This window comes from Pseudomonas paraeruginosa (genome assembly GCF_003025345.2).
In the GTDB taxonomy this organism is placed as follows: Bacteria; Pseudomonadota; Gammaproteobacteria; order Pseudomonadales; family Pseudomonadaceae; genus Pseudomonas; species Pseudomonas paraeruginosa.
This window is the reverse complement of the sequence record NZ_CP020560.1, coordinates 220,821-234,140: the sequence shown is the minus strand read 5'-3', so window position 1 is coordinate 234,140 and position 13,320 is coordinate 220,821. Positions and strand designations below refer to the sequence as shown.

Genomic DNA, 13,320 nt, shown 5'->3' with positions numbered 1-13,320 from the left:
CCAAGAGGAATTTTCTTCCTGACAAAGACGAATCCGATGACTGTGGCAAAAAGCCTCCGTTGCTAGGGTGGCCGACGCTCCGGACCACCCCGGTTCGGCAGTCCGGCAGCGCCCAGGGATCGATGGATATTCGGGCCTGCCGCCTCATCGATGAATCATCATGGAGAGTCAGATGAAGAAGTACCTGTTGCCCGCCTTCCTGTTCGCCGCCGCCTCGCTCACCGGCTGCACCAGCTACAACATCAGCCAGCCGTCCGCACCGGTGGACGGCCTGGTGAAGACCGACCTGAAGGCCGACGTGGCCGTCGGCGCCCCGATCAGCGGCCAGTCCTCGGTCAACATCCTGTTCGGTTTCATCAAGTTCGGCGGCGACAGCCAGTTCGCCGACGGCGTGACCTACGGTGGCGGCGAATCGGGCCTCGGCCTGGGCTTCGACCCGATCTCCTCGGCCAAGGCCGCCGCCGCCTTCAAGGCGGTGAAGAGCGCCGATGCCGACCTGATCGTGGCACCGCGCTACGAGGTCTCGGTGAACGACTACTTCGTGTTCAAGAAGGTCGACGTCAAGGTCACCGGCAGCAAGGGCACCATCCAGTCGATCCGCTGACACCCCTTCCGCCTGGCGGGCCTCCGCCCGCCAGCATCCGTTTCATCCCGTTAGTGCAAGTCCGCCCATCCGTGGCGTTTTCCGGCCGTCATGCTCCGCCACGCTCTAGGACATGACGGTCCTTTTTACCGCTCCCGCACCACCTCAGGCACAATCCCCCGACGCCACCGGCCAGGGGAACGCGGATGCTGATCGACGAAGAAATCACCCTCAAGAAGCTGGAGACCTTCCTCGCCTTCATGCGCACCGGCAACCTGGCGCGCGCGGCGGCGGAACTGGGCACCAGCAACGTCAGCGTGCACCGTGCCATCCACTCGCTGGAAAGCGCCCTGCGCTGCCCGCTGTTCAAGCACGAGGGACGCAACCTGACTCCGCTGGAAAGCGCCTACGTGCTCGAGGAACGCGCGCAGAAGCTGGTCCAGGAAGTGCTCGACACGGTGCGTCTGACCCGCGAGGCGGCCGGCTTCTCCGCCGAGCGCTTCAAGCTCGGCGCGCTCTATTCGCTGACGGTGAAGACCGTGCCGCAGTTGATCATGGGCCTCAAGCTGCGGCGCAGCGCACTGAACATCGACCTGATCCTCGGCTCCAACGTCGACCTGTTCTACCAACTGAAGAACATGGAACTGGACGCCATCCTGGTATCGCTCAACGACAGCGTCAGCGACCCCGACTGCGAATGCCTGCCGCTGTTCTCCGATGACATCTACCTCGCCGTGCCCGTCGACTCACCCTACGCCGGGCTCGCCGAGATCGACCTCAGCAGCCTGCGCGACGCGCCCTTCGTCACCCTCACCCAGGGCTTCGCCACCCACCAGGACGGCACCCGGGTGTTCCGCCAGGCCGGCTTCGAACCGCAGATCGCGATGCAGGTGAACGATATCTTCACCCTGCTCAGCATGGTCAGCTCCGGGGTCGGCTACGCGCTGCTGCCCAAGCGCATCGAGGCGGTCTACGAGAACCGTGTGCGGCTGATCCCGCTGCAGCCGCGCTATCGCCTGCAACAGCACATCGGCGTGGTGTTCCTCAAGGCCAAGGAGCGCGACCCGAACCTGCTGGCGCTGCTCGCGGAATGCCGGATGCATAGCCTGCGGCTGGAACAGGAGGCGACGGGCTGAGGAGACGCAACGCAGCCGCCGACGATGCACCGCGGGGCGAATGGAGGTCCATGCCAGACCGTCTTGGCGCTGGCCGTTGCCCTCTCCCCGAAGGGAGAGGGCGAGGGTCCTCATCCCACCAGTCCGCGCACGCTGAAATACAGCAGCGACGGTCCCAGCAGGCAGCCGATGGCGGTATAGAACGCCGCCGTCAGGCAGCCGTAGGGCACCAGCTTCGGATCGGTGGCGGCGAGGCCGCCGGCGACGCCGCTGGAAGTACCCATGAGACCGCCGAAGATCACCGCCGTGCGCGGGTTGTTCAGGCCGATATAGGGGGCGATGAAGGGAGTCAGGACCATCACCAGGATCGCCTTCACCAGCCCGGCGGCGATGCTCAGGGCCATCACCTCGGAGCTGGCGCCCAGCGCCGCGCCGGTCACCGGACCGACGATGTAGGTGACCGCGCCAGCGCCGATGGTGGTCAGGCTGACCGCATCGGTGTAGCCGAAAGCCATGGCTACGCCGACCCCGGCGACGAACGACGAGCCGACCCCGAGGAACAGCGAGGCCACCCCGGAAACCCCGGCCCGGCGCAGCTCCTCGACATTCACGCCGAAGGCCGTGGCGACGATGGCGAAGTCGCGCAGCATGGCGCCGCCCAGCAGGCCGATGCCGGACATCAGCGGTACGTCCACCAGTCCTTTCTGGCCTCCCGTGGCGAGGCCGCCAACGTAGGACAGCAGCAGGCCGAGGAAGATCGCGATGGCCGAGCCGTGCAGGCGCCCCCGGGTGAGCCGCGCCGACAGCCAGTAGGACAACGCCATGGTCACGCCGATGATGGCGAAGCCGCTGATCAGGCCGTAGCCGTTGATGACTTTGTTCAGGGACTCGATCATGGCGCTCACCCCTGCGCACTGGTGTGCGGCTTCAGGGGAGGGACGCCTTCAGGCTTTCCCCGGCCGACGCGATCGAGCAGTGGCACCAGGGCAAAGGCCACGGCCACCGCGGCGATCCCGGCGAGAATCGCCGCCGGCCCGCCACTCAGCGCACCGATCACGTTCTGCTGGGCGGCCATGGCGACCACGATGGGAATGTAGATGGCGCTCCAGAACTCCACGCCCTGCTCGGTCTTCGCCGACAGCAGGCCGCGCTTGCCCAGGTAGCTGCCGACGAAGATCAGCAGGAGCATGGCGATGCCGACGCCACCGACGTTCGCCGGCACGCCGAGCAGCACGCCAAGGACCTCGCCGATGAACAGCCCGGCGAGGGTACACAGGGACAGCAGTGCGACACCGTAGATAATCATTGTTGTTGTCCTCCGGTTGCGTATCGATATTGTTGTTTTTCTGCCTCGCACGAGCCTATCGGGTTCGCCTCTCCTCCTCGCGCAACAGCGCGTCCAGGGTATCCGGGTGGGTGCCATCGAAGGCCGGCGTGGCGCAACCGAACAGCGGCCGCGCCAGCCCGCTGAGGACCCGTCCCGGCGGCAGTTCCAGATGCAGGCGGGCGCCGCGTTCGTAGGCGCTGCGCAGCGTCGCCAGCCACTCGACGCGACGCGCCATGTTGCCGGCGAGGTCATCGGCCAGCGCAGCCGGATCGCCGACCAGGCGCGCCCGGCTGCCGCTCAGGTAGGGTACGCGCGGGCGGCGCAGGCGGATGCCGGCGAAAGCTTCGGCCAGGCGCGCGGCCGGTTCGTCGAGCAGCGGGCAGTGCGACGGCACGCTTACCGCCAGGCGCTTCGCCGCGCTGGCGCCGGCGTCGCGGGCGCGTTCGGCGAGGGCGGCCAGCGCCGCGTCGCTGCCGGCCACCACCAGTTGCCGCTCGCCGTTGACGTTGGCCAGGTAGAGCGACGGATGCGCGCGGCGCACGGCCTGGATCAGCGCTTCCAGTTGCGCCTGGTCGAGGCCGAGGATGGCGCTCATCCCGTAGCCCTGCGGCCAGGCCGCCTGCATCAGCTCGCCGCGCAGGGCGACCAGCCGCAGCGCGTCGTCGAAATCCAGCGCGCCGGCCGCCACTGCCGCCGCATAGGCGCCGATGGACAGGCCGGCGACCAGGCCCGGTCGATGGCCACGCTGTTCCAGCAGGCGGCTGGCGGCGACCCCGGCGATCAGCAGGCACAGCTGCACCGCGCGGGTGCCGCGCAGGGCCTCGGCGCTGTCCAGTTCGGCGGGCGCCTGGCCGAGGCAATCCGCCGCCTGCGCCAGGCAGTCGCGCACGGCCGGTTCGTCGGGCAGCGCCGCAAGCATGCCGGGACGCTGCGCACCCTGACCGGGATAGGCGAACAGCGTGCTCATGCCCCGATCTCCGCGACCCGCCAGGGATCTTCCAGCAACACTGGCGCCTCGACGCCTTTCGCCAGCACCCGGGGCCGTCCCTCGGCCCATTCGCGCAGGGCCACGCCGCCCGCCGGAGTCTGCAATTGCAGGTCGATCCGGCAGGGACAATGCTCGAAGCATCGCAGCAGGCGCAGCGCGTCATCGCGCGGGAACGGGCGCGGGGTGCGCAGCAGCAGGTCGAGGTCGCTGTCCGGATGCAGCACGGCGACCCCGCTGGCCAGCTCGAAACCGGCGCCGCCGATCACGCCCCAGGCCAGCCCCAGCGCGTTCAGCGGCGCGCGCAACTGGCGCAGGGCGCTCCAGGCCGGCAGGTCGCGCGACAACGGCGGTTCGCGCTGGCACAGCGCTTCCGGACGCAGGCGCCGGGTGATCGCCGCCAACGGCATCCAGCCGGCCCAGCGCTGCTCCCGCGCCGGGCCGCGCACGCCGATGGCCACCGTCGCCGGATCTCCCGGCGCGCGCCGCACCACCACCGGCCAGCCGGCCGCCAGGACCTCGCGGGCCCAGGGCGGTGCGTCGTCGGCCAGGTGCTCCGGGGCCATGCCCAGGAGCAGGTCGTGGGGCTCCGGCGCAGACGCCTCGCGCATAGGGACAGGAGCGAGCCGTCGCCGGCTGGAGCCCCGCTGTGAGCTGTTCGCGATGACCACGGCTCGCTCCTGAACTCACCACTGCTCGCGCAGCAACCGGCGCACCCGCGCCGACGCCTCGCGATTGGCCGCGCCGAGGCGGCCATCCAGGTCGCGCGGGCCGGCGAGGATGTCGAGCAGCGCCGCGCCCAGGCATTCGCGTACCCGCGCCAGATCGTTCGCCGTAGGCGCTTCGATGGCCTCTACCTCCAGGGTCTTCCAGAGCAGCCCGAGCGAGGCGTAGCTGTCGATGTCGTAGGCCATCGGCGGCACCTGCGCCGCCAGCGCCTCCAGTTCCTCGACGCTGCGCAGGGTGATCCGCGCGGCGGCGGCCTTGCCCATGGCGTGGACCATCACCCCCGGATCGCGCAGTGCGATCAGGCGATTGGCCTGGTAGCCATGGGCGAGGAACGCGCCGGACATCGCCTTGCCCACCAGCAGGCCGATCAGCGGATGCCCGGCGAGCCGGGCGCGGGCGTAGGCGTCCACCGCCCCGGCCAGCGCCTGGTGGATACCCAGGGCCTCCTCGCGGCGGCCGTAGGCCTGGCTCGGCACGTCGACGATGGCCAGCAGCGCGCGCTTGCGCGGCGCCTCGCGGTCGGCCTCCAGCGCCTGGTCGACGGCGGCGGCCAGGCCCCAGCCCTCGAGCAGCCCGACCTCGCCCTGGCGGGCGCGCGGGAAGGGGTTGCCGGCGTCCGGCACGACTGCCAGGATCCTCACCGGGTAGCCGTCCAGCTCGAGGTCGGCGACGCGCAGCGAGGCGGGATCGCCGGCGCGCGGCGGGAGGTTTCCGGCCAGCGCCTGGAACCAGGCCTGACCACGGGATGCGGAAGGCTGGCTCATGCGACGTCTCCTTGGCTCAGTCCACGGTAGAGCCGGCGCACATCGGCGGCGTCCGGCTGTCCGGCGGTGTCGAGGTCGTCCAGCCGCCGCAGGTAGTCCCCGGCGCGGCGGCAACGCGGCCGGGCCGGCAGGCCCTTGGCGAAGTGCGCGAGCACCGAGGCGCGTATCTCGTCGAGGTCGTCGGCCAGGTAGGCGTCGGCGAGACCGCTGGCGAAACGCTGCTCGCCGCCGGTCAGGCTCCAGATGAACGGGCGGTCGCGCGAGTCGTACTCGCCGATGCCGGCCTCCTGTTCGATCACCTGCGGACCGTTCAGCCCCAGGCGTGCCTCGCGGGTCACCAGCACATGGCTGCACAGCCCGGCGGCGATGGACATCCCACCGAAGCAGCCGACCGGCCCGGCGATCACCGCCACCACCGGCTGGTAGCGCTGCAGGTCGACGATGGCCGCCTGGATCTCGGCGATCGCCGCCAGGCCGAGGTTGGCTTCCTGCAGGCGCACGCCGCCGGTTTCCAGCAACAACAGGGCGCGGGTCGGCACGCCGTTGCGGTTGTCCTCGGCGGCCAGTTCCAGCGCGCCGGCGATCTTCGCCCCGCTGACCTCGCCAAGGCTGCCGCCCTGGAAGGCGCCCTCGATGGCGGCCAGCACCGCCGGCTGGCCGTCGAGCAGGCCGCGGGCGATCACCACGCCGTCGTCGGCCTGGGGCACGATGCCCTGGCGTTCCAGCCAGGGCGATTGCACACCGGCGAAGGGATCGAGCAACTCGCGGAAGCTGCCCGCGTCGAGCAGGGCGCGGGCGCGCTGGCGGGCGCCCAGCTCGGTGAAGCTGCGCAGCGCCAGCAGGCGGGCGACGTCAGTCATGGCCGGCCTCCTCCAGCGCCTGCTCCAGGCGCAGACGGACCACCCCGGGGGTGGCGCCGAAATCGTGGATGCGGATCGCCGCGGCCGGCGCCGTGGCCGCCGCGAAGACCCGCGCGAAGAGTTGCTGCCAGCGCGGACCGCTGCCGTTCACCGAGGTCACCACCTCGATGCTCAGCGCGCCGCCGGCGGCCGGTTCGAGCAGCACTTCCAGGTCGCCGGAACCGACGCAGCCGGCCAGGGCGCGGCCACGCGCCGGAGCGCCGGCGGGAAATTCGAAGGTCAGGGTTTCCATCTCAGAGACTCCCAGCCCACCCGCCGAGCGCGGCGGGCAGGCGATCGAGGAAAAGACAGGCGGCGAGCAGGTCGGCGGCGCCGCCGGGCGAGGCGTTCAAGGCCAGCAGGCGGCGGTCCAGCTCGCGCAGGCGGCGACGCCCGGCGAGGCTGGCGCTGCCGCCGGCGGCGAGCACCGCGCGGGCGCCCTCCTGCATCGCGGCGAGGCCGACGCGGCCGGCGCGGTGCAGCACGCAGGTGTCGTCGAGCACGCTCATGATCGCCAGCAGCGCATCGAGCCTGGCGTTCTGCTCGCCAGCACCGCCCTCGCGGCTGCGCCATAGCTGCGGCAGACCGTGGCGCACCGCGCGGGGGAAACCGAGGCGGGCTTCCTCGCGGGCGCCGCCGACGCCGTAGCGCCGGCGGACGCGCTCGCCGTGACTGTCGCCGCCGGCGGCCGCCGGGTCGTCGAGCAGGGCGATGCGTCCTGCGCGCGCGGCCACTTCGCCGGCCTGCGTGCGGCGCGGTGCGAGGGCGGCGGCGGCGACCAGCAGGCCGAGCGCCCAGATCGCTCCGCGATGGCTGTTCACGCCTTCGGTGGTACGCAACATCGCCACCTCGCCCTCGCGCCCCAGTTGGCCAAGGACGCCGCGCAGGTGCGCATCGATGCGCGCATGCCGCTGGGCAGCATCGGCCATTTCCTTGAAGCACGGCCACAGGCTCAGCGCCGAGGCCTGCATCAGGCCCAGGTGCAGGTCGGCATGCGCGCCACTGCCGCGACGGTCCACCAGGGCCGGCTTGGGCGACAGTTCGGCTTCGTCGATGAGGGCGTCCACCGCCAGGTCGGCCAGGCATTCGCCGAGGTCGGCGCGCGGCGTCGCCGCGAGGTTCGCGATGGCGTTCATCACCAACTCCTGAAACGCGCCGGCGGCTGGTACAGCCCGCCGGACCATTCGACCAGCTCGGCGATGCTCTTCGCCGCCAGCAGCTCGCGCGAGGCGTCCGTGCGACGGATGCCGAGGTCCTCGGGCAGCGCGATCAGCCCCTCGCGGCGCATGCGCTGGGTCTCGCGCGGGTCGTGGCGCAGGCCGATCGGGCTGATCCCGGCCACCGCCGCGATCATCGCCCGGCGCTCCTCCAGCGAGCGCGCCTTGTACAGGTAGGCGATGCCTTCCTCGGTAAGCACATGGGTGACGTCGTCGCCATAGATCATCACCGGCGCCAGCGGCATGCCGGTCTGGCGCGCCACCTCCACCGCGTCGAGCCGCTCGACGAAGGTCGGCTTGCCGCCGTCCTGGAAGGTCTCGACCATCTGCACCACCAGCTTCCTGCCGCGCTCAAGCAGCGCCTCGGGTTCAGGCCGCATGTCCAGCCAGGCTGGCGTCGAGTGGCGCCGCCCGCGCGGGTCGTGGCCCATGTTCGGCGCACCGCCGAAGCCGGCCAGGCGACCGCGGGTGACGGTGGAGGAATGGCCGTCGCCATCGACCTGCAGGGTCGCGCCGATGAACAGGTCGACGGCGTATTGCCCGGCCAGCTGGCAGAACATCCGGTTGGAACGCAGCGAGCCGTCGCGGCCGGTGAAGAACACGTCGGGACGCTGGGCGATGTAGCCCTCCATCCCCAGTTCGGTGCCGAAGCAGTGCACGCTCTCGACCCAGCCGCTCTCGATGGCGGGGATCAGGGTCGGGTGCGGGTTGAGGGTCCAGTGCCGGCAGATCTTGCCCTTGAGACCGAGTGATTCGCCGTAGGTCGGCAGGATCAGCTCGATCGCCGCGGTGTTGAAGCCGATGCCGTGGTTCAGCGACTGCACGTTGTGCCGCTGGTAGATGCCGCGGATCGCCATCATCGCCATCAGTACGTGGACCGGCTTGATGTGGCGCGGGTCGCGGGTGAACAGCGGCTCGATGTAGAACGGCTGGTCGGCCTCGACCACGAAGTCCACCCAGGACGCCGGGATGTCCACTCGCGGCAGGTCGCGCGGGTCGTCGACGATACGGTTGACCTGGACGATGACGATGCCGTCGCTGAACGCGGTGGGCTCGACCAGCGCCGGGGTGTCCTCGGTGCTCGGCCCGGTATAGACATTGCCCTCGCGATCGGCCATGAAGCCGGCGACCAGCGCTACGTTGGGGATCAGGTCGACCAGCAGCCGCGCATACAGCTCGATGTAGGTGTGGATCGCGCCGATCTCCAGCAGGCCATCCTCGAGCAACTGGCCGATGCGCAGGCTCTGCGGGCCGGAGAAGGAGAAGTCGAGCTTGCGCGCGATGCCCAGCTCGAACAGGTCGAGGTGCTCCGGGCGGCCGACGCTGGGCATGATCATGTGCAGGTCGTGCAGCCTGCCGGGGTCGACCCGCGCCAGCGAGCGGGAGAGAAAGTCCGCCTGCTTCTGGTTGTTGCCTTCCAGCACTACCCGGTCGCCCGGCGCGATCAGCGCTTCCAGCGCGGCGACGATCCGATCGCGCGGCAGCACCACGCCGTCGGCCAGGCTGCGCGCGCGTTCCAGGCGCCGCTGCTTTTCCTGGCGGCGCCGCGACCACTGCGGCGGAGGGGAGAGGGTTGTCGTCATGTCGGCTCCGGGGTTCACGCTGTCGTGGGAGCCAACTTAGGCAGGCCGGCGATGGCCTTCAATCAAGCAGCCGGTGTGATCGTTACGCTGGGGTTAACGATGTAGCGCAAGCGCCGCCCTCAGCAGGTCACGGCGTCCGGGAAGGCCTCGCGCAGTGCCTCGCCGAGCCAGTCGATGAACCACTCGACGTCCGCCGATGGCACGCCCGGCGGGGTCAGCACCTGGTAGCTCTCCAGCGCCGCCTCGGCGGCCAGCGGGCGCACCAGCGCGCCGCTGCGCAGCTCCTGGCGGACCAGCACCTCGTTGGCCAGGGCGATGCCGAGGCCTTCCTCGGCGCGCGCCAGGGCGTGGTCGTTGCTCAGGTAGAGCACCGCCGGACTGACCCGAACGTCGACGCCGACGGCGGAGAACCAGAGATTCCACCATTCGCCGTCGTCGACATGGATCAGCTTGTGCTCCACCAGTCGCTCGACCGTCTCCAGCGGCCCGGCCGCGGCCAGGTAGGCCGGCGAGCAGACCGGGAAGACCTTGGGCCGGATCAGCAGTGCGCGCGGGTTCGCGTACTGGCCCGGCAGGCCATAGACGATGCCGAGGTCGGCGCTGCGCTCTTCCACGTGGTCGAAGGTGGGATTGGGTTCGAGGGCGATCTTCAGCCCCGGCCGCTGCGCGCAAAGGGTTTCCAGGCGCGGCGTCAGCCAGCGCCGGGCGAACGCCGGCACCGCCATGATCCGCAACCAGCGCGCGCCGCCGAGCTGGCCGCCGGCCTCGGCGATCTGCTGCAGCGCGGCGGACACCGCCGCGTAGTATTGCCGCCCCGCCGGGGTCAGCCGCACGCCGCGCGAGGTGCGCTCGAACAGGCGCGCACCGAGCCAGTCCTCGAGCAGCCGGACGTGCCGGCCGACCGCCGGCTGGGTCACGTGCAGGGCCTTCGACGCCGCCACGTAGCTGCCCAGGCGGGCGGCCGCCTCGAAGGCGCGCACCGCGTTGAGCGGCGGGAGACGGGGGATGGACATGGATGTCGAGGACCTCGCTCGGTGTTAGTTTTTTTAACACCTTATATAAGAAAATTGAGCTTTCGACAGCCGCCCCTTTTTCGCATCATCCGCCCCAGCAGCCGGTGGCGACAGCCGGCGCCGCTCTTCCGCCGCCTCGCGGAAGCCTACTTTCCAGCCCTGCCAGAACAACAACAACCATCGTCGCGCCGCGCTGCGGCACGCACGAAGGGGAATCGGAGGTAAGTCCATGAATGCCCTGCATTCGCTGCGCACCCATGCAGTGTCCATCCGCGCGGTACGCAAGGTCTACGGCGATCCCGGGAGCGGCCCGGTGGCGCTGAAGCGCATCGACCTGGATATCCGCGACAACGAATTCTTCACCCTCCTCGGCCCGTCCGGCTGCGGCAAGACCACCCTGCTGCGGATGATCGCCGGCTTCGAGTTTCCCACCGAGGGCGAGATCCTCCTCTACGGCGAGAACATCGCCGCGCGGCCGCCCTTCGAGCGCCCGGTGAACACCGTGTTCCAGCACTACGCGCTGTTCCCGCACATGAGCATCGCCGAGAACCTCGCCTTCGGCCTCGAATCGCGTCCGCCGGGACGCAGCCTGGACAAGGCGGGGATCGCCGAACGGGTCCGCGAGATGCTCGCCCTGGTCCAGATGGAGCGCTTCGCCGAGCGCCGCCCCGCCCAGCTCTCCGGCGGGCAGCAGCAACGCGTGGCGCTGGCCCGCGCCCTGGCGCCGCAGCCCCGGGTGCTGCTGCTCGACGAACCGCTCTCGGCCCTCGACCTCAAGCTGCGCCAGGCGATGCGCGAAGAGCTCAAGGCGATCCAGGCGAAGACCGGGATCACCTTCATCTTCGTCACCCACGACCAGGAGGAGGCGCTGACCATGTCCGACCGCATCGCCGTGCTCTCCGAAGGACAGGTGCAACAGGTCGGCCCGCCGGAGGAAATCTACGAGCGTCCCGGCAACCGCTTCGTCGCCGACTTCATCGGCGAGACCAACTTCATCGAGGCCGAACTGCTCCGTCGCGACGGCTCGCTGGCGCTGTACCGCGGCCCCGGCGGCGAGTCGTTCGAAGCCGCCGCGCGCGACGACCTGGCGCCGGGCGCGCGGGTCAGCCTGTCGATCCGCCCGGAACGCCTGGGCCTGCGGGACGCCGGCACGGGCGACGGCCTGCCCTGCACGGTGCAAAGCCAGGTCTACCTCGGCACCGACCTGCAGTACCGCGTGCGCCTGGCCGACGGCAGCCTGCTGACGGTGCGCGCGCCGAACGCCACCGGCCGGCGCTTCGCCGCCGGCGAGGCGGCGCGCCTGGCCGTGGCCAGGGACAGCGCCAGCGTCCTGCTGGATTGAGCCCCTCGGCAACGGACCACGACCATGCATCCGACCTCCTCCCCCGGCGCCGCCCTGCAGCGTCGCCAAGCTCTGCGCAGCTTCCTCGGCGTGACCCCGGCACTGGTCGCCATCGGCCTGTTCCTGGTACTGCCGATCCTCATCGTCGGCGCCTATTCGCTGATGGAGGCCAACCCCTACGGCGGGGTCAACCGGACCTTCAGCGGCGAGTCGTACGTCGCCCTGCTCTTCGAGCGGCAGATGGACGACAGCCTGGCCTTCGCCGACTCCTACCTGGTGATCGCCCTGCGCTCGCTCGGCATCGCCGCGCTGACCACCCTCGTCACCCTGCTGATCGGCTTCCCGGTGGCGGTCTGGCTGGTCATGCAGCCGCCACGCCGGCGCGGCCTGCTGATCTTCCTGATCACCGTGCCGTTCTGGGCCAACCTGCTGGTCCGCACCTACGCCTGGATCCTCCTGCTGCGCGGCAGCGGGGTGATCAACAACGGCCTGCTCGGCCTCGGCCTGATCGACCAACCGCTGCCGCTGCTCTACAGCGACGGCGCGGTGCTGCTCGGCCTGGTCTACACCTACGCGCCCTTCGTGGTGCTGCCGATCTACGCGACCCTGGAGAAGATGGACATGCGCCTGCTCGAAGCCGCCCAGGACCTCTACGCCGGCCGCCTGCGCACGCTGCGCAAGGTGGTCCTGCCGCTCGCCCGGCCGGGCATCCTGGCCGGCGCCATGCTGACCTTCGTGCCCTGCCTGGGCGCGATGATCGCCCCCGAGCTGCTCGGCGGCGGAACCCGCATGATGCTCGGCAACCTGATCTTCCGGCAGTTCGCCGACGCCCGGAACTGGCCGCTCGGCGCCGCCCTGTCGCTGCTGCTGATGGCCGCGGTGATGCTGGTCCTGAGCCTCTATGCCTGGCGTGCCGGGCGTCTCGCGCGGGGGGCCGGCCGATGAACGCGCGCCTGTGGCGAGGCGGACGTCGAAGCGTCCAGGACTTCCCCGGCTTCGGCGCCTTCAGCCTGCTGTTCTACCTGTACCTGTACGCGCCGATCCTGGTGCTGGTGGTGTATTCCTTCAACGCCAACCAGTCGGCCACCGTCTGGACCGGCTTCAGTCTCGACTGGTACCGCGCCGCCTTCGCCAACCAGGCGCTGCGCCAGGCCGCCGGCAACAGCCTGCTGATCGCCGTGTGCGCCAGCGCAGCGGCCACCGCGATCGCCACCCTGGCCGCCCTGGGCACCTCGCGCGGTGCGCGATTCAAGGGCCTGCGCCTGTCGATGGGGACGATCATGCTGCCGCTGGTGCTGCCGGAGATCGTGGTCGGGGTCGCCACCCTGGCGCTGTTCTCCACCCTCGGCCTGTCGCTGGGCTACGGCAACCTGATCATCGCCCACACGGTGTTCTGCATCCCGTTCGCCTACCTGCCGGTGCGCGCCCGCCTCGACGACATGGACCTGTCCCTGGAGCAGGCCGCCGCCGACCTCTACGCCGGTCCCTGGCGGACCCTGCGCAAGGTGACCCTGCCGCTGCTGGCGCCGGGCATCTTCTCCGGCCTGATGCTCGCCTTCATCGTCTCGCTGGACAACTTCGTGATCTCGATGATGGTCGCGCAGGCCGGCACCACCACCCTGCCGATCTTCATCTTCGGCCTGCTGCGGATGGGCGTCACGCCCGACGTCAACGCCGTGTCGACGCTGATCCTCGGCGTCTCCGTGATCTTCGTCAGCCTGTCCTACCTGCTCGGCAAGCCGCGCGCCTGAGCCCCACGCCGG

Annotated in this window: 15 protein-coding genes; 5 read left to right on the top strand and 10 right to left on the bottom strand. The window is 70.5% G+C overall.

Features of this window, described 5'->3' with window-relative positions:
• Positions 1–172: 172 nt before the first annotated feature.
• Together B7D75_RS01105 and B7D75_RS01100 are read left to right on the top strand one after the other, a co-directional pair.
• Entirely contained in the window at positions 173–604 is a 432-nt protein-coding gene (locus B7D75_RS01105) for a hypothetical protein (protein ID WP_034079348.1), read from the top strand.
• Positions 605–789: 185 nt separating this feature from the next.
• Positions 790–1,719, top strand: coding sequence for a LysR family transcriptional regulator (locus B7D75_RS01100; protein WP_058130021.1), 930 nt, complete (start codon positions 790–792; stop codon positions 1,717–1,719).
• A 110-nt stretch (positions 1,720–1,829) separates the two neighbouring features.
• Here the strand turns inward: B7D75_RS01100 and madM are convergent, their stop codons facing one another.
• From madM to B7D75_RS01050, 10 genes are all read right to left on the bottom strand, one after another.
• On the bottom strand, positions 1,830–2,594 hold the full coding sequence (madM, locus tag B7D75_RS01095) for a malonate transporter subunit MadM (RefSeq protein ID WP_003156934.1): 765 nt from the start codon (positions 2,592–2,594) through the stop codon (positions 1,830–1,832).
• 5 nt (positions 2,595–2,599) lie between these two features.
• Entirely contained in the window at positions 2,600–3,004 is a 405-nt protein-coding gene (gene madL, locus B7D75_RS01090) for a malonate transporter subunit MadL (RefSeq protein WP_012073857.1), read from the bottom strand.
• Between the two features lie 55 nt (positions 3,005–3,059).
• Positions 3,060–3,992, bottom strand: a complete 933-nt coding sequence (gene mdcH / locus B7D75_RS01085) for a malonate decarboxylase subunit epsilon (protein WP_107113660.1) — start codon at positions 3,990–3,992, stop codon at positions 3,060–3,062.
• The gene (locus B7D75_RS01080; RefSeq protein ID WP_079383448.1) at positions 3,989–4,681 is read right to left on the bottom strand and encodes a malonate decarboxylase holo-ACP synthase; all 693 of its coding nucleotides are present in this window, start codon (positions 4,679–4,681) and stop codon (positions 3,989–3,991) included. The genes mdcH and B7D75_RS01080 overlap by 4 nt, the downstream gene beginning before the upstream one ends.
• Before the next feature lie 15 nt (positions 4,682–4,696).
• On the bottom strand, positions 4,697–5,503 hold the full coding sequence (gene mdcE, locus B7D75_RS01075; protein ID WP_034079356.1) for a biotin-independent malonate decarboxylase subunit gamma: 807 nt from the start codon (positions 5,501–5,503) through the stop codon (positions 4,697–4,699).
• On the bottom strand, positions 5,500–6,363 hold the full coding sequence (locus B7D75_RS01070) for a biotin-independent malonate decarboxylase subunit beta (protein WP_034079357.1): 864 nt from the start codon (positions 6,361–6,363) through the stop codon (positions 5,500–5,502). The genes mdcE and B7D75_RS01070 overlap by 4 nt, the downstream gene beginning before the upstream one ends.
• A complete protein-coding gene (locus B7D75_RS01065) occupies positions 6,356–6,655 on the bottom strand; it encodes a malonate decarboxylase subunit delta (RefSeq protein WP_012073852.1) in 300 nt (99 codons plus the stop codon). Before B7D75_RS01065 ends, B7D75_RS01070 begins: the two co-directional genes overlap by 8 nt.
• A gap of 1 nt (position 6,656) precedes the next feature.
• A complete protein-coding gene (locus B7D75_RS01060) occupies positions 6,657–7,538 on the bottom strand; it encodes a triphosphoribosyl-dephospho-CoA synthase (RefSeq protein ID WP_034079358.1) in 882 nt (293 codons plus the stop codon).
• Positions 7,538–9,202 (bottom strand): malonate decarboxylase subunit alpha, encoded by a 1,665-nt coding sequence (mdcA, locus tag B7D75_RS01055; RefSeq protein WP_033998532.1) that lies wholly within the window; start codon positions 9,200–9,202, stop codon positions 7,538–7,540. The genes B7D75_RS01060 and mdcA overlap by 1 nt, the downstream gene beginning before the upstream one ends.
• A gap of 119 nt (positions 9,203–9,321) precedes the next feature.
• The gene (locus B7D75_RS01050; RefSeq protein WP_012073849.1) at positions 9,322–10,215 is read right to left on the bottom strand and encodes a LysR substrate-binding domain-containing protein; all 894 of its coding nucleotides are present in this window, start codon (positions 10,213–10,215) and stop codon (positions 9,322–9,324) included.
• 229 nt (positions 10,216–10,444) lie between these two features.
• On the opposite strand from B7D75_RS01050, the gene B7D75_RS01045 reads away from it, so the two are divergent.
• The 3 genes from B7D75_RS01045 to B7D75_RS01035 are packed head-to-tail and all read left to right on the top strand — an operon-like array spanning position 10,445 to position 13,308.
• Positions 10,445–11,557: an ABC transporter ATP-binding protein gene (locus B7D75_RS01045; protein WP_034079360.1), complete on the top strand. Its 1,113-nt coding sequence runs from the start codon at positions 10,445–10,447 to the stop codon at positions 11,555–11,557.
• Between the two features lie 24 nt (positions 11,558–11,581).
• Positions 11,582–12,502 carry an ABC transporter permease gene (locus B7D75_RS01040; protein ID WP_003158003.1) on the top strand — a complete coding sequence of 307 codons (921 nt, stop codon included), beginning with the start codon at positions 11,582–11,584 and terminating at the stop codon, positions 12,500–12,502.
• The gene (locus B7D75_RS01035) at positions 12,499–13,308 is read left to right on the top strand and encodes an ABC transporter permease (RefSeq protein WP_003158002.1); all 810 of its coding nucleotides are present in this window, start codon (positions 12,499–12,501) and stop codon (positions 13,306–13,308) included. The genes B7D75_RS01040 and B7D75_RS01035 overlap by 4 nt, the downstream gene beginning before the upstream one ends.
• Positions 13,309–13,320: the final 12 nt, after the last annotated feature.